Genomic DNA, 19,755 nt, shown 5'->3' on the forward strand with positions numbered 1-19,755 from the left:
AGTGACCCGCGTCACCCCCCCAGGGGGTCGGTTGTCCCGCCGCACGAACCTGTGCGGGACTAGCCTGCGGCGCATGGCTGAGCGATGGAGCGTCGACCGTGTCGTCGCCGCCGCGCCCGACTCGAAGGCCGAGGTGGCGGGACGCAAGCTCGCGACGCCCGCCCCATGGTCGGGGACCGGCCAACAGGGCGCCATGGTGTGGGGCGAGTGCCGCGGCTCGTCGAAGACGCCCTACAAGGTGTCGGTCGACACGCAGGCCCCCGCGTACCGCTGTTCGTGCCCGTCGCGGAAGTTCCCCTGCAAGCACGCGCTCGGTCTGCTGTTCCTGTGGGCGCAGGGACAGCTCGCCGAGGACGGGTCGGTAGCCGAGCCGCCGTCGTGGGCGCCGAGGCCCAGGGAGGCGAAGCCCGAGCCGGCCGAGCCGAAGGAGCGTACGCCGGAGCAGATCGCGGCGGCCGCGGCGCGCCTGGCGCAGCGCGAGGAGCGGGTCACCGGCGGCCTGGCCGACCTCGTGACGTGGATCGATGACCAGGTGGCCCACGGGCTGGCGGGCAGCGTACGCGCGGGCTGGGCCGAGCACATGGCCGCCCGCATGGTCGACGCGCAGGCGCCGGGGGTGGCCGCGATGCTGCGCAGTCTGCCGGAGGACGTCACCGGCGACCCGGCCGAACTGCTCGGCGAGCTCGGGCTCATACGCCTGCTCGCCACGACCTGGCCGCGCCGCGACGCCCTCGCCGACGACCTGCGGGCGACCGTCCGGGCCCACGTGGGCTTCTCGCTGCCGCAGGCCGAGGTGGTCGCCGACCAGCCCGGCGTACGCGACCGCTGGGTCGTCGTCGGTCTCCACGACATCGACGACGACGAGCGCGTGACCACCCGCCGCGTCTGGCTGCGTGGCATCGAGACGGGGCGCTGGGCGCTGGTGCTGCTGTTCGCCGCCGCGGGGACGGCCTTCGACGCCCAGCTGACCCCCGGCACCGTGCACGAGCTCGATCTCCACTTCTTCCCCGGCGTCGCGCCGATGCGCGCGGCGGTCGGACGGCGCCACGCGGATTCCGCGAAGGCCCCCGCGTGGGTTCCCGACGCGGGCACCGCGGCGCAGGTACGCCGGGCGTACGCGGACGCGCTCGCCCTCGACCCGTGGCTCGGCCTGTGGCCGGTCGCCGTACGCGGCCGCCTCGGCCGAGTCGACGACGCCTGGGCCGTGACCGACGAGACGGGGCAGAGCCTGCGCGTCGTCGGCCCCGAGAAGGCGCTGTGGGGCGGCCTGGCCCGGACCACCTCCCGGACGGTGTCGATCCTCGGCGAGTGGTCGGCCGAGGGTCTGAACCCGCTGGCGTTCGGCGACGCGGACGTGAGCGACGGAAGGTTGGTGATCCTGTGAACGCCCACGACGCGATCGTCGCGTCGGCGATCGTGGGCACCGCCCGGCACCCGCTCGACGCGGCCGTGCTGCCCGAGCCGTTGCGCCCCCGCACCGGTGCCACCGCACCCGAGGTCGCGCTCGACGCGGCGACGCTCCACCTCGTGGCCGCCCGCGCCTCGGCGGGTGTCGCCACCGGCGAGGTCGTGACGCCCGATCTTCCCGCCGAGACGCGGCCGCTGCCGCCGCGGGGCTGGGTGTCGGCGTTCCGCCAGGCGCTGGGCGCCAACCGCCACGAGGTCGTCGGCGAGGCGCTCGGATCGCTCGCGGAGCATGGCATGCGCGTCCCGGTTGAGATCGTCCCCGAGCTGCTCGACCTGACCCTGCGCCACCGCAGTCTCCACGATCCGGCAGGCGCGGTCCTCGGCGAGGCCGGCGCCTGGTTGCGTGCCCAGCGCGAGGTGTGGTCGGCCACCGACGACGGCGTGACCCACGGCGGGGACGAGGTGTGGGAGCTCGGCACTCTCGCACGTCGCGCCGCCTGGCTCGAGTGTCGCCGCGCCGACGACCCGGCCGCGGCCCGCGCCGCGCTGGAGGCGGTGTGGCCCAAGGAGAACGCCGAGGGCCGCGTACGCCTCCTGCGCGCCCTGCGCACCGGGCTGGGACCCGACGACTTCCCCTTCCTCGAGGCCTGCCTCGACGACCGCAGCAAGGTCGTCTCGGAGACCGCCCGCGAGCTGCAGGCGCTGCGTACCGACAGCCCGCTGGCAGGTCGCACGGCCGTACGCGTCGCCGCCGCGGCGAAGCGCGGCATGCTGCGGCGCCTGTCGATCGACCCGCGGCTGGTCGAGGTCGACGCCCGCGACGGTGGCCCCGCCGATCCGAAGCCCTCGGCCGTGCTGGCCTGGCTGGCGGGGACGTTACCCCTGTCGCTGTGGCCCGCCCTCGTCGGCAAGTCCGCGGTCGAGCTGGTGGGACGCGACGTCCATGACGGGCTCACGCTCGACGAGGGCCTGGCCCGGGTCGCGCTGCGCGAGGGGGACGGCGACGTCGCCGCCGCGCTGCTGGGCCGCGACCTCGGCACCCTGACGCCGCGCCTGCTGGCCGTCGCGTCGCCCGAGGCCCAGGCTGGCCACCTGCGCTCGCTGCTGAAGAAGGACCCCGACTCCGTGCCCGAGCTGCTGGTCGCGCTCGACCGGTGGCCCGACGGCATCCTCGAGCCGCTCCTCGACTGGCTTTCGCGTACGACCCAGGGACGCCAGCGCGAGGTCGTGGTCGCCGCAGCCACGCGCGTCGACCCGCACGGGCGCGTCGACGTCGCCGGCCGCCTGCGTGACCTGGGGCGCGAGGTCCCGGCCCTGCGCAACGCGACCAGCACGTCGGCGATGACGCTCGACCTGCGCCGCGCCCTCACCATCGCCCAACCCACCGATCCAGACCCCGCCGATGTCGACCAGGCTAGGAGCCGCCCATGACCAACAAGCCCGAGGAACTCCTCCGCCCGCACGCCGAACAGCTCTTCGCCGCCGAGCTCGCCCACCTCGCCGAGGTCGACGACCGGCCCCGCCCCACGAGCTGGAAGCTCTCGCCGTGGGCGGTGGTGACCTACCTGATGGGCGGCACGCTCGACGACGGCTTCGAGGTCCAGCCGAAGTACGTCGGCAACCGCCGCCTCATGGAGGTCGCGGTCGCCACGCTCGCCACCGACCGGGCCCTGCTGCTGCTGGGTGTGCCCGGCACCGCGAAGTCGTGGGTCTCGGAACACCTGGCCGCCGCGGTCTCGGGCGACTCGACGCTGCTGGTCCAAGGCACCGCGGGAACGGCGGAGGAGGCCGTGCGCTACGGGTGGAACTACGCCCGCCTGCTCGCCGAGGGCCCGACGAAGGCCGCGCTCGTCCCCTCGCCGATCATGACCGGCATGGCCGAGGGCCGCATCACCCGCGTCGAGGAGCTCACCCGTATCCCCTCCGACGTGCAGGACGGCCTCATCACCGTCTTGTCGGAGAAGACGCTGCCCGTGCCCGAGCTCAACACCGAGGTTCAGGCGACCCGCGGCTTCAACCTCATCGCCACCGCCAACGACCGCGACCGCGGCGTCAACGACCTCTCCTCGGCCCTGCGCCGCCGCTTCAACACCGTCGTCCTGCCGCTGCCCGCCACCGAGGACGACGAGGTCTCGATCGTCGCCCGGCGTGTGGCCGACCTGGGACGCGCGCTCGAGCTGCCCGAGGTGCCCGACGCGATCGCCGAGATCCGCCGCGTCGTCACGGTCTTCCGCGAGCTGCGCGGCGGCGTGACCGTCGACGGCAAGACGTCTCTGAAGGTGCCGTCGGGCACGCTGTCGACCGCCGAGGCCATCTCGGTGATCACCAACGGCATGGCGCTCGCCACCCACTTCGGCGACGGCACGCTGAGGGCCTCCGACGTGGCCGCGGGCATCATCGGCTCGGTCATCAAGGACCCCGTCACCGACGCCGTCGCGTGGAAGGAATACCTCGAGACCGTCGTGAAGGAGCGCGACGGCTGGAAGGACTTCTACCGGGCCGCCCGCGAGGTGCGGTGAACGATCCCATGACCGAGCCGAGCGTGGACACGCACGCCGAGGACCCGGCTGCCGGGGAGGTGGCCGTGGTCCCGCCGGTGCGCGTCCTCGGCGTACGCCACCACGGGCCGGGATCCGCCCGCGCGGTCGCGGCTGCGCTGGCCGCGTACGACCCGCAGGTCGTGTTGATCGAGGGCCCGCCGGAGGCCGACGCGCTCGTGGGGTACGCGACCTCGCCGGACCTCCAGCCGCCGGTGGCGCTGCTGGCGTACGCGACCGACGAGCCGTCGCGTGCGTCGTTGTGGCCGCTGGCCTCATTCTCGCCCGAGTGGCAGGCCATCCGCTGGGCGGTGGCCCACCACCGCCCGGTGCGGTTCATGGACCTGCCCGCTGCGACGGTGTTGGCCGACGACCCCCGTCCCGCGGGCGAGGTGGACGCCCCCCAGCCGGGCGAGGTGGACGAACCCGATCCGAGCGGGACCGAGGAGACGGAGCCGAGCGAAGAGTGGCCCGACCCCGCCGACCAGGTCCGCGACGACCCGATCGCGCTGCTGGCCCACGCGGCGGGCCACGACGACCCCGAGCGATGGTGGGAGGACGTCATCGAGCACCGCTTCGAGGGCGACCCGTTCGACGCGGTCGCGGAGGCGATGTCGGTGCTGCGCGAGGACCCGGACGGGCCCGAGGGGCTCCGCCGCCGGCGCTCCGAGGCCGAGGAGCTGCGGGAGGCGCGGCGCGAGGCCCACATGCGCAAGGTGCTGCGGGCCGCCACGAAGGAGTTCGAGCGGGTGGCCGTGGTCTGCGGTGCGTGGCACGTGCCCGCGCTCACGGGCAAGCTGCCGCCCGCGACGGCCGACAACAAGACGCTGCGCGGCCTGCCGAAGCGCAAGGTGACGATGACTTGGGTGCCGTGGACGCACTCGAGGCTGGCGTACCGCTCAGGCTACGGCGCGGGCATCGACTCGCCCGGCTGGTACTTCCACCTGTTCACCGAGTCCGACCAGACGCTCGTGCGCTGGCTGACGGGCGTGGCGCGCGTGCTGCGCAAGCACGACCTGCCGGTGTCGTCTGCACACGTCATCGAGGCCGTACGCCTGGCCGAGACCTTGGCCGTGATCCGCGGCCGGCCGCTGCCCGGTCTCGATGAAGTGATGGAGGCGACGCTGGCCGTGATGTGCGACGGCAACCGGCTGGCGCTCGACCTCGTCACCCGAGACGCGGTGGTGGGCGAGCGGCTCGGCACCGTGCCCGACACGGCGCCGTCGATGCCACTGGAGGCCGACCTGCGCGCCCGCGCGCGGACGCTGCGGCTGAAGCTCGACCCCGAGCCGAAGGAGCTCGTCCTCGACCTCCGCAAGGACAACGACCGGGAGAGGTCGCGGCTGCTGCAGCGGTTGCGGATCGTCGGCGTCCCGTGGGGCGAGGAGCACGAGACCACCGGCACGGGCACGTTCAAGGAGGCCTGGGAGATCGCGTGGGACCCCGTCTACGCCGTCAACGTCATCGAGGCATCGCTGTGGGGCACGACGGTCGCCGACGCCGCCGCCGCGAGGCTCGTCGACCGGGCGACGTCTCTGCCGTCCGTCACGGCCGCGGTCGAGTCGGCGTTGCGGGCCGACCTGTCCGGCGCGCTGCCCACGCTGCTGACCGCGCTCGACCACCACGCCGCCCAGGACAACGACGTCAGCCAGCTGCTGCAGGCATTCGGACCGTTGGTGCGGGCGCGGCGCTACGGCGACGTGCGCGGCACAGACACCGGGTCGCTGACCGAGGTGGCGGTGGCGCTGCTGGCCCGCATCTGTGCCGGCCTGCCCGCGGCCGCCGGTGGTCTCGGCGGCGAGGCGGCCGCCGAGCTGATCGGCCACGTCGAGGCGGCCCACGAGGTGATGGCGCTGCTCGAGGACCCCGACGCCGAGGCGGCCTGGCTGGCCACGCTGCGCGAGATCATCGACCGCGGCGACGTCACGGGCCTGCTTGCCGGTCGGCTCGTGCGGCTGCTGCTGGACGCCGACGCGCTCGTCGTCGACGGGTCGTCCCACGACGAAGCCGAGCGGCGCCTGTCGCGAGCCCTGTCGCACGGCACGACCGCCCCCGAGAAGGCGGCATGGGTCGAGGGCTTCCTGTCCGGATCGGCGCTGCTGCTCGTCCACTCGGTCGAGCTGCTGTCGATCCTCGACGAGTGGCTGGGCGAGCTCGACGAGGGCGACTTCGTGTCGGTGGTGCCGATGCTGCGGCGTACGTTCGGCGCATACGCCCTGACCGAGCGGCGCGCGATCGCCGACCGCGTACGCCGCCTCGAGCCCGTCGCACCGGCCGAGGCCGCCACCGACGTGACCTTCGACCCCGAGCTCGCCGCCGGCGTGCTGGCGACCGTGCGGGCCCTGATGGGAGGCGACCATGAGTGACGACCTCGCACCCGACCGAGGCGACCTCGATGACGCCCTGGACGTGCCCGCGGAGAGCGGCGAGATCGACCGCGCGCGTCGTTGGCGGCTAGTGCTGGGAGCCGACGACTCGTCGGGCACCAACAGGCTCTCCGCGGAGCCGGACCGCCGCATGGACGCCGCGCTCGCCAGGTTGTACGACGGCGAGAAGGCGGGCGGCGTGCGCGGCGCCGGGCTGGGGGGTTCGGCACCGAGCGTGACGCGCTGGCTGGGCGACATCCGCACCTACTTCCCGAACACCGTGGTCCAGGTGATGCAGCGCGACGCCGTTGAGCGGCTGAACATGAAGCGGCTGCTGCTGGAGCCCGAGCTGATGGAGGCCGTCGAGCCCGATGTCCACCTCGTGTCGACGCTGGTCGAGCTGGGCTCGGTCATGCCGGAGACCTCGCGGGCGACCGCGCGTACCGTCGTCGCGAAGGTCGTCGAGGAGATCGAGAAGCGGATCGCCGAGAAGACGAAGACCGCGGTGAAGGGGGCGCTGAACCGCGCCGCCCGCACCCATCGGCCGCGCTTGCGCGACATCGACTGGAATCGCACCATCGCGAAGAACCTGAAGAACTACCTGCCGGAGCACCGGACCGTCGTGCCCGAGCGGCTGGTGGGGTACGCCCGCGCCGGCATGGGCGTGCAGCGCGACATCGTGCTGGCGATCGACCAGTCGGGGTCGATGGCGGAGTCGGTGGTCTACTCGTCGATCTTCGGCGCGGTGCTGGCGTCGATGCAGTCGTTGAAGACGTCGATCGTCGTGTTCGACACGGCTGTCGTCGACCTCACCGACCGGCTCGACGACCCGGTGGAGGTGCTCTTCGGCACCCAGCTCGGCGGGGGCACCGACATCAACCGCGCCATCGCGTACTGCCAGAGCCTGATCACCAACCCCACGCAGTCGATCTTCGTGCTGATCTCCGACCTGTACGAGGGCGGCATCCGCGACGAGATGCTGGCGCGGATGCGGTCGATGAAGGAGGCCGGCGTCCAGGTCGTGGCCCTGCTCGCGCTCAGCGACTCCGGTGCGCCGTCGTACGACCGCAACCTCGCCGCCGACCTCGTCGACCTGGACATCCCGGCGTTCGCCTGCACGCCCGACCAGTTCCCCGACCTGCTCGCCGCTGCGATCGGCGGCGACGACCTGCTGGCGTGGTCGCAGCAGGAGGCCGACCGGGCCGCCGCGGAGGGCTGACCCTCAGAAGCGGATCGAGATCTTCAGCGAGTCCTCGGTGACGGGCTGGGTGAGCTCGCTGTGGTCGACGTACGCGCGCCAGCACATCGACTGGAACGGCAGCAGCAGCGGCTCGGGCGCGCGGGCCGAGGCGTCGTAGATCTCGGCCACGTCGTGGAACAACGCCTCGCGGTCGGCGGGGTCGGCCTCGGCGACCGCGGGACGGTTGTCGACCATGGCGAGCAGGCCGCGGCGGTCGATCGGGATCCAATTGCGGAACGCCTGCTGCTCGATGTCGGGGAAGTAGGGCGACTCCTCCAGCGCGGCGATGGTCTCGTCGCCGTAGGAACCGCGCATCGCGGTCGGATCGACCTGCTGCATGCGGCGGGCGAGGCGCTTGACCCAGGGCACCGTGTCGTCGCGGCTGTCGAACACCACGGCGAGGTGGCCGCCGGGCCGCAGCACCCGCGCGAACTCGGCGAGGGCGAGGCCCGGTGCGAACCGCGTCAGCGACTCGTGCACGGTGACGACGTCGAAGCGGCAGCTGTCGTACGGCAGCGCCTCGGCCTTCGCTACCAACGGGTGGGCGCTCGGCAGGCGCGTGTGGAGGCGGCGTACGCGGCGGTGGTCCTCGTCGACGCAGTGGACGGTGTGGCCAGCGTCCACGAGCATGGCTGCCAGGCCGCCCCGGCCCGTGCCGACGTCGAGCACGCGGCGATTCTCGTCTCCGACCATCCACGCGACGGCCTGCGGCGGGTAGGCGGTGCGTCGGGAGGTCATGGGGCAAACTCTAGGTCGTGAATGACCCACTCGCCGATCTTGGCCGCGTCGAGGGCGTGCCGTCCGCCGTGACCGCGGCCGTCGATGCCGCCGAAGCCGTCCTGCGTGACCGGGGGCTACGGCAGATCCCCGCAGAGACCTCCGCGCGTGCCCTGCTGGCCGGGGCGAAGGCCTCGGCGGGCATGGAGGGCGATCAGTGGCTGCCCGGTGCGGTGCGGCTGTCGACCGAGCTGATCGACCTCGCCGCAGGAATCCGGCGCACGCCGGCCCAGGTGCTGGCACGCGCCCACGTGCTGCTGGCGCGCGATGTCGTCGGGGAGGATGCCCTCGGACGCACGACGACGGCCGACACCGCACGGCTCAACGGGCTGTTGGACATGTTGACCTTGCCGACGGAGGCGTCCCCGGTGGTCGTGGCGGCGATCGCGCACGGCGAGATCGCCACGATGGCGCCGTTCGGCGGCGGTGACGGCGTGTTGGCGCGGGCGGTGGAGCACATGGTGCTGGTCGAGGGCCGCATCGACCCGCGCGCGGCGCTGGTGCCTGAGGAGGGCCATGCCGCGGCGGGAGGGGCGTACGCTGAAGTCCTGCAGCGCTACGCGACGGGCCACCTCGCTGGCGTACGCGACTGGATCGTTCAGTGCGCCCGCGCCCTGACCTTCGGGGCGGAGTCCTCTCCGCTCGGGGCCGCGCGGCGCTTCAGGAAGGATGGACGTGTCTGACTGGGCCCAGCCCTTCGTCGACGCCGGATGGACGTTCGACGACCGCACCGAGACCGTCACCTCGCCGGGGGAGTGGCAGATCGGGCTTGACGTCGTGATCGACGCCAAGGGTCGTTGGCACGTGCGGATGGTCACCCACGACTCGGCGGGGGGACACCGCCGCCAATACGGGTTCAAGAAGTTTCACCTCCTCGCCGAGGACCGCGCCGCCTATCAGGCGTTCGTCGACCTGCTCATCGGGCACGGCGGTTCGATGACGAAGCGTTCGCGCGCCCAGCTGGTCCGTGGCGTCGCGGCCCAGGTCAACGCCGCGGGCGGTCAGATGGTGTGGTTCAAGTCGCCCGACAAGAAGGTCGTCCTCTAGGTTTGTCCGGTTGACGGTGGTCGGGAAAGGTGCGGACATGCCGCGGCTCCCGTCGCCGCGAGGACGTCGGGAGCCGTGACCCACCTCAGGGTCAGGTGACCAAGCGTGCACAGCGTTCAAACGTCGGCCGGGGCAAGCCCTCGGCTCGACAACCTTTGGGACGGTTGTGGTCGCCGCGTGGGTACCTGATTGTGGTGGAAGGATCCTTGCATCAGTTGTAGCACCCTTTCCCCCAGTCGGGAAGGGGTTCACCTGCGATCTTCTCCACAGGTGGAAGTGCTTGCGCCAAGAGTTGTCCACAGTCTGTGTGGGAGTGACCGATCGGGCGAGTGCGCGGACCAGTGTCGGGTCATGGACGCCACCCCTGATGCCCGCGTGCTGGTCCTGACCGACGACGCCGCCCTCGCCGAGACGACGCTCGCGGCCGCCGCCGCCGTCGACGTGCCCGCCGTCCACGAGCGCGACGTGGGGCTGCTGGCGCGCTCGTGGCGGGCCGTGGTCGTGGGCGTCGACGTGGCCGCGGCGGCGGCCCGTCACGGTCCGGGCGAGCCGGGCACCCTCCACGTGGTCGGGCGGCCCGGTGACGAGGAACAGCTGTGCGGCTGGTCGTCCGCGCTCGGCGCGGTGGCAACGGTCCTGCCCGACGGAGTACGCGGGCTGAGTGCGTCGCTGGCTGGCGCGACGCGCGGGCGGGCCACCGTCATCGGGGTCGTGGCCGGCGTCGGTGGCGCGGGCGCGTCCACGCTCGCGGTGGCGCTCGCCGATCTCGCGGTGCGTCGGGGGCGGCGTACGTTGCTGGTCGACCTGGACGCGCGGGGTGGCGGCCTCGATCTCGCACTGGGGTTGGAGCGCACGCCGGGCTGGCGCTGGTCGGGGCTCGCCGCGGCACGCGGTTTCGTCGGTGACCTCGGCACGAACCTGCCCCGGAGCGACGGTCTGGAGGTCCTGGCGTGGGACCGCGACCCCGGGGCCGAGCCGCCGGGCGAAGCGGCTGTCGCCACCGTCGTCAGGTCGGCCGCCCGCACCCACGAGGTCGTCGTGGTCGACCTTTCACGCGGTGACGCGGGGCTGGGTGGGCGCGTCGATCTGTGTGACGGGACGCTGCTCGTGACGCCGGCGAGCGTGCGCGGGCTGGCGGGAGGGCGGCGGGTGGTGGCCGGCATCGATCCCGTGGCCCCGCTGGCCCTCGTCGCACGCGCCGGGGCGCTCAGTGGTTCGGAGGTCGCGCGGGGGCTCGGCATCCCGCTGCTGGGGGACCTGCCCGACGACCGCGCGCTGCCGGGGGCCGCCGACCGGGGTGAGCCCGCCTCGCGTGCCGGTGGCCGCCGTTTCCGGCGCGCGCTGGAGTCGTTGGCCGACCGCGTCTTGGGGGAGGGCTGATGCAGGTCGCCGACATGGAGCGCCTGCGCCTGCGGCTGGCCGAGCTGGGGCATGCGCCCACGCCGTCCGACGTGGCGGCGGCAATGAGGTCCCTCGGCCAGCACGTCGACGACCGCGTGCTCGTGGATGTCGTCGAACGGTTGCGCCGAGAGTCGACCGGGGCTGGGCTGCTGGAACCACTGCTGCGCCAGCCTGGGGTGACCGATGTGCTCGTCAACGGGCCTGACCGAGTGTTCGTCGACCGCGGCCACGGCCTCGAACCAGCGGGCGTCACGTTCGCGTCCGACGAGGACGTCCGACGGCTCGCGGTGCGGCTGGCGACCTCGATCGGGCGCCGTCTCGATGACGGCTCGCCCTACGTGGACGCGCGGCTGGCCGACGGTACGCGCCTCCACGCGATCCTCGCACCGCTCGCCGATCCCGGCACCTGCCTGTCGCTGCGCGTGCCCGCGGGACGCCGCTTCTCGCTCGAGCAGTGGGTCGCGAGCGGCTCGGTGCCGCCGGCCGGGGCCGAGGTGCTGGAGGCGATGGTCGCCGCGCGCGTGGCGTTCTTGGTCGCCGGCGGCACAGGCTCGGGGAAGACGACCCTGCTCGCCTCGATGCTGGCCCGCGTCCCCCACGACGAGCGGTTGCTGGTGGTGGAGGACTCCCGCGAGCTCGACCCCGACCACCCCCACTGCGTGCGGCTCGAGTCGCGCGCCGCCAACGCCGAGGGGGCCGGCGCGGTGCCGCTGTCGCTGCTGGTCAAGCAGGCGTTGCGCATGCGTCCCGATCGTGTCGTGGTCGGGGAGGTGCGCGGGGCGGAGGTCTGCGACCTGCTCCAGGCGTTGAACACCGGCCACGAGGGCGGTTGCGGCACCATCCACGCCAACTCCGCCGCCGACGTGCCCGCCCGGCTGGAGGCGCTGGCGGCGCTCGGCGGCATGTCGAGGGAGGCGCTCCACCTGCAGGCGGGGGCCGCGCTCGACGCCGTCGTCCACGTGCGGCGTGAGCCCCGTTCGGGCGTACGCCGGGTCACGGGCATCCACGTCGTCGACCGCGGTCCCGACGGGCTGACGGTGACACCGGCGCTGGAGTTCTTCAACGGCCGCGTACGCCGGGGGCCCGGCGGTGACGTGCTCGAGCGGTGGTGGTCGCGGTGAGCGTCGTGGCGGGTGGGTTGGCCGGGCTCGCGACGTGGCTGCTGGTCGCTCCGCGCCGCGGTGAGGAGCGCGTCCGCCGGGAGCGCCACCTGTCCGCCACCCCTTTCGTGGTGGTCGGTGCGGTGGTGGCCGTGCTGGTGGTGGGACAGGTGCTCGGCGGCCGCGCGGGTGCGGTGTCGGCCACCGTGGCGGTCGTCGCCGCAGGCGTCGGCACGGTCGCGCGCGGGGCGTGGCGCGGCAGGCGACGTGACCGGCTCGCCGACGACATCGCCCGGGCCTGCTCGGCGCTGGCCCAGGAGCTGTCGGTGGGACGCGTACCCGCCACGGCGCTGTCGACGGCGGCCCGCGACTTCGCCGTCCTGCGCCCCGCCGCCTCGGCGGCCGCGGTGGGCGGCGACGTGGCCGTGGTGTGGGGCGAGGCGGCGCGTACGCCGGGTGGTGAGGGGCTGGGGCGCCTGGCACGTGCCTGGACGCTGGCGGAGACCACAGGGGCGCCGCTGGCGGAGACTCTCGACTCGGTCGCCGAGCGGCTGCGGGCCGACCGCGAGGTCGCAGCGGTGGTGGCCGCCGAGCTGGCCACGGCCCGCCTGACGGGGCGGCTGCTGTCGGCGCTGCCGCTGGCCGGGCTGGCGGTGGGCTATGGGATCGGCGGTGACCCGGTGGCATTCCTGCTCGGCACGTTCTTCGGTCATGCGTGCCTGGTGGGTGGTGCGGCCCTGGCGATGGTCGGGTTGTGGTGGACCGAACGGATGGGTCGGTGACCGGCCCGGAACGGGGGAGGCAATGATCTCGGGGGTGCTGGCCTCACTCGCGGTGTGGTGGGCGGTGGGCCCACCGGGCCGGACCGTGCCGGTCCGTGCGCCCGTCCTTAGCGCAGCGGGCGACGCGGCCCTGGCCCCGCGCACGCGGGTTGTGCTCGGTGGTGGGTCCGCGCTCGCAGCGGCGTCGGTGGTGCCACTGCCGTGGTGGGGGCGGCTCGCAGCAGCCCTTGTCGTCGGCGTCTGCGTGACGTTCGGGCTGGGCCTGATCCGGCCGGACCGCACCGGGGGTGAGGCCGAACGAAGGGAAAACCTGCCGGAGGCCCTGACCCTGCTGGCGTGCGGTGTCGAGGCGGGCCTGCCGCTGGGCAGCGTCGTGCATGCGGTCGGCCCGTCGCTACCGGGTGTGGTGGGCGACGACCTGGCGCGGGTCGCGTCCGCCCTGGATCTGGGGCTGTCGGAGCGGGCCGCGTGGGGGCTGCTCGTGGAGTCAGAGGCATGGCGCCGTACTGCGGCCGACATCGGGCGCGTCGCCGCGTCGGGGGCGGCGGTGGCGCCGATGCTGCGACGGCACGAGGAGCAGGCTCTGCGCGCCGCCCACGACGCGCGACTGGCCCGGGCACGCACCACGGGCGTACGCAGCGTCTTCCCGCTCATGGTGTGTTTCCTGCCGGCATTCGTCCTGGTCGGCGTGGTCCCGGCCATCGGTGGCGTCGTCGTCCGCTTCTTCGGATGACTGTCCACAGGCTGCACGGGGTGTGCGGGGGAGGACGGTCCACAGGTCGTGGGCAGCCGTGCCGTTTCGCGGGGGTCGAGACCCAGTGTGAGGGACGTGGCGACAATGCCACACCGACAGAGAGGACGAGAGATGGCGGAGATGGTGGAGCCGACCGGTGCCGAGCCGGCCGAGGTCGTGCGCGACGAGCGGGGCATGACGACGGCGGAGTACGCGGTGGGCATCGTGGCGGCCTGCACGCTGGCGGGCGTGCTGATCACCGTGGTGAGCATGCCGGAGTTCCGACAGCTGATGTGGGAACTGGTCTCGGCCGTGCTGCGCCACTTCATCAAGGTCGGCTGAGCCGGCGGGGGATGACGGGGCCGCGGGCGACAGGGGTGCCGCCCGCGGCCCACACGTCGGGAGGAGGAAGAGTGCACGAGCGGGGGATGGTCACCGCCGAGCTGGCGTTGGGGCTGGTGGCGCTGGTGGTCGCGCTGACGGCTGCGTTCGGTCTGGTCGGCGTCGCGCTGGTCCAGGGGCAGTGCTGGGACACGGCCTCGGAGGTCGCGCGTCAGGTGGCTCGGGGCGACGACGAGGCCGCCCGCCGCGCTCGGCGGGACGCCCCCAGGGGTGCCGACGTCGACGTCGACCGGCGTGGGAACGTCGTCGTGGTGGAGGTCGAGGCGCCGGCCAGACCGTTCGGTGAGCGTGGCCCGACGGTGCGGCTGCGGGCCTCGGCCCAGGTCGTGACCGAGCCGGGGGTGCGATGAGGGACGAGCGTGGGTCGGTCACCCCGCTGGTCGCCGTTACCGCCGTCCTCCTGCTGGCTGCGGGTGCGCTGGTGTCTTTGGCGGTCGCGTACGCCGCGGCCCAGCACCGGGTCCGGGGAGTGGCCGACCTGGCCGCGGTGGCGGGGGCCGAGGCGTACGGACGCGGCACGGCGTGCGAGGTGGCCGCGCGGTCGGCGCGGGCGAACGGAGCGCGGGTGAAGACGTGTCGGGCCGTCGGTGACTGGGCCGAGCACGTGGTCACCGTCGACGTCGCGGTCGCGGTCGGTGCAAGGTTCCCCGGGTTGCCGACCGAGGTGTCTGCGGTCGCCCGGGCGGGGCGGCTGGAGTGAGGTCAGCCGAGCAGCAGGTTAGCCAGCCGCAGCGCACCGGCCTTGTCGAGGGCCTGGTTGCCGTTGCCACACTTGGGCGAGATCACACAGCTTGGGCAGCCCGACGCGCACGGGCAGCGTTCGAGGCGGTCGCCGGCGGCCGACAGCCACGCGTACGCAACGTCGAACCCCGCTTCGACGACACCTGTCCCGCCGGGCAGACCCTCGTGGACGAAGATGGTCAGCTGGCCGGTGTCGGGGTGGAGTGCGGTGGACAGGCCGCCGACGTCCCAGCGGTCGCTCGGCACGAACGCGGCGAGCAGCCCGATGAGGGTGTGCTCGAGCGCGTGGGCGGCCGCGCCGAGCTGGACGTGGCTGAACCCCAGCCCCGCCAGCGCCGGCTCGGGCAGCGTCCACCAGATCGCATGGGTCGTCATGCGGTGCTCCGCCATCGCCAGCGGCGTCTCGTCCCAGACGTCGCCGGTGCGGGCGTCGCGGCGCAGATATCCGGTGACCTGGATGGTCAGCGTCACGTCGCCGAACCGCAGGTGGCCCGCCCCGCACGGCTCGTCGCGGCGTACGCCGATGACCGACACGTCCATGACGTCCTGGGCCTGGGTCGTGTAGCCGGGGTCGTCGCGGCGGACGAAGGCGACGTTCTCGGAGCGGTCGAGCTCGTCGACGACGAACACGTCGCCGGCGTGGACGTAGACCGCCTCGGGGTGGACGGTCCGGTCGGCCGCGGCGGGGTCGACGGTGCCGACGACGCCGCCGGTGTCACGGTCGACGATCTCGAGGGCCTTCCCGCCGATCGAGCGCAGGTCGATGGCGTCGACGGCGCGGTCGGGACGCGTCCAGAACCAGCCGTGGAGCCGTTTGCGCAGCACGCCGCTGTCGGCGAGCTGGTCGAGCAGCGGCACCGTCTGGGGGCCGAACCACTGCTCGTCGTCGGCGGTGCAGGGGATCTCCTGGGCCGCGGCGGCGAGGTGGCGGGCGACCACCAGCCGGTTGTGGGGGTTGATGACGCTGCGCTCGACAGGCGCGGCGACGATCTGGTCGGGGTGGTCGAACAGCCATGTGTCGAGCGGGTCGTCGCGGCCGACGAGCACCGCGACGGCGTCCTCGCCGCTGCGTCCCGCCCGGCCGACGCGCTGCCACAGCGCCGACAGCGTGCCCGGATAGCCCGACACGACGACGGCGTCCATACCGGCGATGTCGACGCCGAGCTCGAGCGCGTTGGTGGTCGCGACGCCCGTGAGCTCGCCGGACTGGAGCCCCGCCTCGGTCGCCCGCCTCTCCGACGGCAGGTAGCCTCCGCGATAGGACGCGATCGTCGACCCCATCTCCTCGCGGGCCCGGCGGGCGACGACCTCGACCATGTGGCGCGACGCCACGAACGCCAGCGTCTGGCGCCCCTCGCCCACGAAGCGGGTGAGCAGGTCGGCGGTCACGGTGTCGTGATGGCCCTCGGCCTTCCACAGCGCCAGGTCGAGGGCGCCGTGCGGCGACGCGTCCTCGTCGACGAGCTCGACGGCGTCCTCGTCGAGGCCGACCAGGGCCGCCATGGCCTCGCGCGGGTTGGCCGTGGTCGCCGACGCGCACACGAAGACCGGGTCGGAGCCGTACGCCCGGCACAGCCGCCGCAGCCGGCGTACCACCTGGGCGGTGTGGCTGCCGAACACGCCCCGGTAGCGGTGGGCCTCATCGATCACCACGTAGCGCAACGACCGCAGCAGACCGCCCCACCGCTCGTGGTTCGGCAGGATCGAGCGGTGGAGCATGTCGGGGTTGGTCAGCACATAGGCAGCGTGGTCGCGGGCCCACGCCCGCTCCGCCGTGTCGGAGTCGCCGTCGACCGTCGTCACCCGCCACGTGTCGAGGCCCAGGTCGCGGCACGACCTCAGCTGGTCGTGCGCGAGCGCCTTCGTCGGCGCGAGATAGAGCGCCGTGTGGGGGCGGGCGAGAAACTGGCGTACGCGTGCCGCCGCCGTGCCGCCGGTCTCGGGGACCGGCGGAGGAGCCACGGGCTCGCCACCCCAGGTCGCCGCGAGCACCGGCAGCAGATAGGCCAGCGACTTGCCGCTCGCCGTGCCCGTCGACAGCGCGACGTGGCGCCCGGCCCGCGCGGCGTCCACGGCCCGACGCTGGTGGGTCCACAGGCGTTCGATGCCCTGACGGGCCAGCGCCTCGGTGACGGGCGGAGGCACCCAGCCGGGCAGCGGCTCGGTCCGCCCGGCCGACGCGGGGCGGCGATGGTGGTGGCGCAGCGCGGGGTCGTCGGACATCCAGGCGGGCAGCGGCACCTGACCAGAGTGCCACGGGCCCCCGACAGGAGCAGCCTCCTGCCGTGAGAGGAGCCCCGAACGCCTTGGGCGGCGGCCCTACGATGGGTGAAGCCGACCACAGGAGTCCCCATGTCCCGCGCCCGTCACCTGCCCGCCGCGCTCGCTCTGGCCTGCGCGCTGACGATGACCGGCTGCGCCGACGAGACCGGGGGATCCGCCGACGCACCCGCGCCCACGGCCGGCTCGGCCGGATCGGTCCAGCACAAGAACCCCGACGACGCCGTCCAGGCGTTCCTCCGCGCGCTCGGCCACCAGGACAGCGAGACGGCCTGCCGGGTCATGGCGGCCGGCGGCCAGGTCATCGAGAGCGAGCCCGACGCTTTCGAGATGTGCCGCCACGCAATGAGCCAGGCGGCCGCGGCCGCCAGCCAGCAGTTCGGCGACGAGCTGAAGCAGGCCACGGTCAGGGGCGCGAACGTCAACGGGGACAACGCAGACCTGTCCACCGCCACCACGACCCCGGCGGCGGCCAGCGCGATGGTGCAGGGCATGACGGCCGTACGCCTCGGCGGTGCCTGGTATGTGACTGCGCCCCAGTGACCTGACGGTCGACCGGGGCGCAGTTTTCGGCGGGGGAGCGGGCGTCAGCCGCGCGCCCCGTGCGCCGAGCTCCAAGTGATCCGCCCGCGCTGGAAACTCTGGTCGCACTCGAGGGCGCCCGGACGGTTAGCGCAACGCTCGGGACCCGTGGGATAGCCCAGCCTGCCGTTCTCCCAGCCGGCGGAGCCCCAGTAGGCGCAGATCGCCCCCTGCACGCCCCAGCTCCCCGAGGCGGGCGACCAGTAGAGGTGGCCCGACTCCCGCTGGAAGCGCTGGTAGCAGCCGCCGTCGCGGATCCCGCAGATCTCGTCGGTGACGGGGTAGCCGATGGTGCTGTTCTCCCAGCCCATCGCCCCGTACCGGTCCTGGATCAGCCCGCGTGTGAAGTGGGCTCCGGTGGCGGGCGACCAGTAGATGTGGCCGTTCGCGTGCTGGAACCGCTGCACGCAGCCGCCGTCGCGCAACCCGCAGATCTCGTCGGTGACGGGGTAGCCGAAGTCGCCGTTCTCCCAGCCCATCGACGCGTACTTCTGGTAGATCGCACCCAGCACGGAGTGTGCCCCGGTGCCTGCGGACCAGTAGATGTGGTCGTCGAACTGGAAGCGCTGGTAGCAGCCGTTGTCGCGCAGGCCGCAGACCTCGTCGGTCACCGGGTAGCCCAGCTTGCCGTTCTCCCAGCCGGTCAGGGCGTACTTGTCGCGGATGAGGCCACGCACCCAGTGGGCGCCGGTCGCCGGCGAGTGGAGGATCGTGACGTTCTGGAACGTCTGCGACGTGCCACCGTCCCGGATGGCCAGCGGCGGATTCGTCGGCAGGCCCATCCGTCGCTCACCACCGGAGCGCAGGAACTTGTCGAGGACGGCCCCGCTCACGGGCTGGGCGCCGGTGGCCGGTGACCAGTAGACGCGGCCGTGCTCGAAGTTCTGGGCGCGGGAACCGGGTACGCCGGCGGCGTACTCGCAGCCCGTCGACCGGCCGAGCTCCGGGTGCCGGGCCGCGTACTCGCCGATGAGGCCGTACGGCTGGCAGTCCATCTGCACGAACGGCTGGATGCGGACGTAGTCGTACAGGTCGTGGCGGTCCCGGAACGGCAACGTGTCGTCGATCCACGGCGCCCAGCCGCCGTCGACAGGCGCGGTGACGTTGATGACGAACTGCCACATGTGGTCGTGCATGGCGCTGAGGAACCGCTCCTGGGTGATGCCCAGCGTCTGAGCGGTGATCTCCGACCCGTACGGGCCGGTCTGCAGCTTCCCGTCGAAGTAGTACCGCAGCGCGTGGCCGTCCCACTCGACACCCCACGTGTGCCACTCGCCCGGGATCCACTGGTGGGTCTCCACGCCGTTGGTGTGGTATTTGCCGCCGTCACAGGTGATGTGGCTGAACGTCTTGCTGTAGTTGGTCGCCCACACCTCCATGATGTCCATCTCGGCGATGTCGGTCGTCGTGACGCCGTTGTTGCAGAAGGGCTGGTCGTTGTGCATCCAGCCTGTCGAGGTGATGCCGTGGTGCTCGGGGTCGAGCTTGGCGCGGACCTCGACCCGCGCCGGCATGCCGTAGATGTAGTTCGTGTCCACACGGCCCGTGCTGTAGCGCGTGATCTTCCCGGCCGGGCACACCGCCGTCGTGGCGTTGGCGTCGGTGAGTTTCTCCCGCTCGTCGGCGATGCAGTGACGGCGCGTACGCATGTCAAGCACGCCGTCGTGCACCGACACGCTCTCGGGGCGGTAGAGGGACTTGCGGTTCGCCGGGGTGTCCTGGGTGTAGATGCGCCAGTACTTGGACAGACCCTCGCCGTCGAACTCGTCACCGTTGGCGATAGAACGGTCGGGTCGGGCCGGGAAGGTGTGGAACCACTCGGTCTGTCCCGTCAGGAGCGTGACGGCGGGCTGGGCCGCCACCGCATACATCCGGATCGTCTGGCCCGCGTACGCCGACATGTCCACCGTGTTGCCGGCCACGAGTGGTTTCCCGTCGTTGTAGCCGTCGATGTACCAGTACACGCCCTTGTTGATCGGCGTGATGAGGCGCTGCTGGCCGTCGTCGAAGACGGGCGCGTTCGGGGTGACGACCTCGGGGAAGCGGTTCTTCCACGTGTAGACCGTCGGGCTGCCCTGGACCGTCGCCGTCACCGTCACCCACTGGCCGCCGAAGGGGACCTTCAGTGTGATCGTTCCCGGCGCGACGGGCTGGCCGTCGACCTGATAGCTGGCCCCGGCCACGTCGGGGATAGTGATCGTCGACGTGAGGTTGTCGAACGTCGGCGCCTGGGGCTTGGCGGGGAAGGTGTGGCACCACTGCGTCTGGCCCTTGAGCAGCGTCACCGAGGGCTCGGCGGCGCGGACGTCGAGGCAGACGGTCTGGCCCTCGAACTGGTTGAGGAGGACGACGCTGGCGGC

General features: G+C 73.1%; 18 protein-coding genes. 15 read left to right on the top strand and 3 right to left on the bottom strand.

The features are described 5' to 3' along the window. Positions 1 to 73: 73 nt before the first annotated feature. From ACYVGD_RS16290 to ACYVGD_RS16310, 5 genes are read left to right on the top strand one after another with little or no spacing between them, the layout of a single operon-like run. Positions 74 to 1,384, top strand: coding sequence for an SWIM zinc finger family protein (locus ACYVGD_RS16290; RefSeq protein ID WP_460744831.1), 1,311 nt, complete (start codon positions 74 to 76; stop codon positions 1,382 to 1,384). Further along, complete coding sequence (locus tag ACYVGD_RS16295) at positions 1,381 to 2,838, top strand: DUF5691 domain-containing protein (RefSeq protein ID WP_460744832.1); 1,458 nt, start codon at positions 1,381 to 1,383, stop codon at positions 2,836 to 2,838. Before ACYVGD_RS16290 ends, ACYVGD_RS16295 begins: the two co-directional genes overlap by 4 nt. Beyond that, entirely contained in the window at positions 2,835 to 3,926 is a 1,092-nt protein-coding gene (locus tag ACYVGD_RS16300) for an ATP-binding protein (protein WP_460744833.1), read from the top strand. Before ACYVGD_RS16295 ends, ACYVGD_RS16300 begins: the two co-directional genes overlap by 4 nt. Positions 3,927 to 3,934: 8 nt before the next feature. Beyond that, positions 3,935 to 6,310 (top strand): DUF5682 family protein, encoded by a 2,376-nt coding sequence (locus tag ACYVGD_RS16305; protein ID WP_460744834.1) that lies wholly within the window; start codon positions 3,935 to 3,937, stop codon positions 6,308 to 6,310. Continuing rightward, positions 6,303 to 7,529: a VWA domain-containing protein gene (locus tag ACYVGD_RS16310; protein WP_460744835.1), complete on the top strand. Its 1,227-nt coding sequence runs from the start codon at positions 6,303 to 6,305 to the stop codon at positions 7,527 to 7,529. The genes ACYVGD_RS16305 and ACYVGD_RS16310 overlap by 8 nt, the downstream gene beginning before the upstream one ends. Positions 7,530 to 7,532: 3 nt before the next feature. Here the strand turns inward: ACYVGD_RS16310 and ACYVGD_RS16315 are convergent, their stop codons facing one another. Continuing rightward, on the bottom strand, positions 7,533 to 8,288 hold the full coding sequence (locus tag ACYVGD_RS16315; RefSeq protein WP_460744836.1) for a class I SAM-dependent methyltransferase: 756 nt from the start codon (positions 8,286 to 8,288) through the stop codon (positions 7,533 to 7,535). 17 nt (positions 8,289 to 8,305) lie between these two features. On the opposite strand from ACYVGD_RS16315, the gene ACYVGD_RS16320 reads away from it, so the two are divergent. The 9 genes from ACYVGD_RS16320 to ACYVGD_RS16360 all read left to right on the top strand — a co-directional run bounded on the left by ACYVGD_RS16320 (position 8,306) and on the right by ACYVGD_RS16360 (position 14,492). Further along, positions 8,306 to 9,010: a Fic family protein gene (locus ACYVGD_RS16320; protein ID WP_460744837.1), complete on the top strand. Its 705-nt coding sequence runs from the start codon at positions 8,306 to 8,308 to the stop codon at positions 9,008 to 9,010. Continuing rightward, complete coding sequence (locus ACYVGD_RS16325; RefSeq protein ID WP_460744838.1) at positions 9,003 to 9,374, top strand: hypothetical protein; 372 nt, start codon at positions 9,003 to 9,005, stop codon at positions 9,372 to 9,374. The genes ACYVGD_RS16320 and ACYVGD_RS16325 overlap by 8 nt, the downstream gene beginning before the upstream one ends. A gap of 351 nt (positions 9,375 to 9,725) precedes the next feature. Beyond that, complete coding sequence (gene ssd / locus ACYVGD_RS16330) at positions 9,726 to 10,754, top strand: septum site-determining protein Ssd (RefSeq protein ID WP_460744839.1); 1,029 nt, start codon at positions 9,726 to 9,728, stop codon at positions 10,752 to 10,754. Further along, complete coding sequence (locus ACYVGD_RS16335; protein ID WP_460744840.1) at positions 10,754 to 11,896, top strand: TadA family conjugal transfer-associated ATPase; 1,143 nt, start codon at positions 10,754 to 10,756, stop codon at positions 11,894 to 11,896. Before ssd ends, ACYVGD_RS16335 begins: the two co-directional genes overlap by 1 nt. Further along, on the top strand, positions 11,893 to 12,657 hold the full coding sequence (locus ACYVGD_RS16340; RefSeq protein WP_460744841.1) for a type II secretion system F family protein: 765 nt from the start codon (positions 11,893 to 11,895) through the stop codon (positions 12,655 to 12,657). The genes ACYVGD_RS16335 and ACYVGD_RS16340 overlap by 4 nt, the downstream gene beginning before the upstream one ends. A gap of 34 nt (positions 12,658 to 12,691) precedes the next feature. Further along, on the top strand, positions 12,692 to 13,390 hold the full coding sequence (locus ACYVGD_RS16345; protein WP_460744842.1) for a type II secretion system F family protein: 699 nt from the start codon (positions 12,692 to 12,694) through the stop codon (positions 13,388 to 13,390). 132 nt (positions 13,391 to 13,522) lie between these two features. Further along, on the top strand, positions 13,523 to 13,732 hold the full coding sequence (locus tag ACYVGD_RS16350) for a DUF4244 domain-containing protein (RefSeq protein WP_460744843.1): 210 nt from the start codon (positions 13,523 to 13,525) through the stop codon (positions 13,730 to 13,732). 71 nt (positions 13,733 to 13,803) lie between these two features. Further along, a complete protein-coding gene (locus tag ACYVGD_RS16355; protein WP_460744844.1) occupies positions 13,804 to 14,142 on the top strand; it encodes a TadE family type IV pilus minor pilin in 339 nt (112 codons plus the stop codon). Continuing rightward, entirely contained in the window at positions 14,139 to 14,492 is a 354-nt protein-coding gene (locus ACYVGD_RS16360; protein ID WP_460744845.1) for an Rv3654c family TadE-like protein, read from the top strand. Before ACYVGD_RS16355 ends, ACYVGD_RS16360 begins: the two co-directional genes overlap by 4 nt. A gap of 2 nt (positions 14,493 to 14,494) precedes the next feature. Here the strand turns inward: ACYVGD_RS16360 and ACYVGD_RS16365 are convergent, their stop codons facing one another. Beyond that, the gene (locus ACYVGD_RS16365) at positions 14,495 to 16,756 is read right to left on the bottom strand and encodes a DEAD/DEAH box helicase (RefSeq protein ID WP_460744853.1); all 2,262 of its coding nucleotides are present in this window, start codon (positions 16,754 to 16,756) and stop codon (positions 14,495 to 14,497) included. 129 nt (positions 16,757 to 16,885) lie between these two features. Here ACYVGD_RS16365 and ACYVGD_RS16370 point away from each other — a divergent pair, with 129 nt between their 5' ends. Beyond that, positions 16,886 to 17,356, top strand: coding sequence for a hypothetical protein (locus tag ACYVGD_RS16370; RefSeq protein WP_460744846.1), 471 nt, complete (start codon positions 16,886 to 16,888; stop codon positions 17,354 to 17,356). A 44-nt stretch (positions 17,357 to 17,400) separates the two neighbouring features. Here the strand turns inward: ACYVGD_RS16370 and ACYVGD_RS16375 are convergent. Continuing rightward, positions 17,401 to 19,755: family 16 glycosylhydrolase (locus ACYVGD_RS16375; protein ID WP_460744847.1), on the bottom strand; the 2,355-nt coding region annotated here is incomplete at its 5' end.

This window comes from Mariniluteicoccus endophyticus (assembly GCF_054780035.1).

Bases quoted from the DNA above. Each gene is read 5' to 3' on its own strand.
- ACYVGD_RS16290 (WP_460744831.1), top strand. From the start codon at position 74: ATGGCTGAGCGATGGAGCGTCGACCGTGTCGTCGCCGCCGCGCCCGAC.
- ACYVGD_RS16300 (WP_460744833.1), top strand. From the start codon at position 2,835: ATGACCAACAAGCCCGAGGAACTCCTCCGCCCGCACGCCGAACAGCTC.
- ACYVGD_RS16305 (WP_460744834.1), top strand. From the start codon at position 3,935: ATGACCGAGCCGAGCGTGGACACGCACGCCGAGGACCCGGCTGCCGGG.
- ACYVGD_RS16310 (WP_460744835.1), top strand. From the start codon at position 6,303: ATGAGTGACGACCTCGCACCCGACCGAGGCGACCTCGATGACGCCCTG.
- ACYVGD_RS16315 (WP_460744836.1), bottom strand. From the start codon at position 8,288: ATGACCTCCCGACGCACCGCCTACCCGCCGCAGGCCGTCGCGTGGATG.
- ssd (WP_460744839.1), top strand. From the start codon at position 9,726: ATGGACGCCACCCCTGATGCCCGCGTGCTGGTCCTGACCGACGACGCC.
- ACYVGD_RS16335 (WP_460744840.1), top strand. From the start codon at position 10,754: ATGCAGGTCGCCGACATGGAGCGCCTGCGCCTGCGGCTGGCCGAGCTG.
- ACYVGD_RS16350 (WP_460744843.1), top strand. From the start codon at position 13,523: ATGGCGGAGATGGTGGAGCCGACCGGTGCCGAGCCGGCCGAGGTCGTG.
- ACYVGD_RS16360 (WP_460744845.1), top strand. From the start codon at position 14,139: ATGAGGGACGAGCGTGGGTCGGTCACCCCGCTGGTCGCCGTTACCGCC.
- ACYVGD_RS16365 (WP_460744853.1), bottom strand. From the start codon at position 16,756: ATGTCCGACGACCCCGCGCTGCGCCACCACCATCGCCGCCCCGCGTCG.
- ACYVGD_RS16370 (WP_460744846.1), top strand. From the start codon at position 16,886: ATGTCCCGCGCCCGTCACCTGCCCGCCGCGCTCGCTCTGGCCTGCGCG.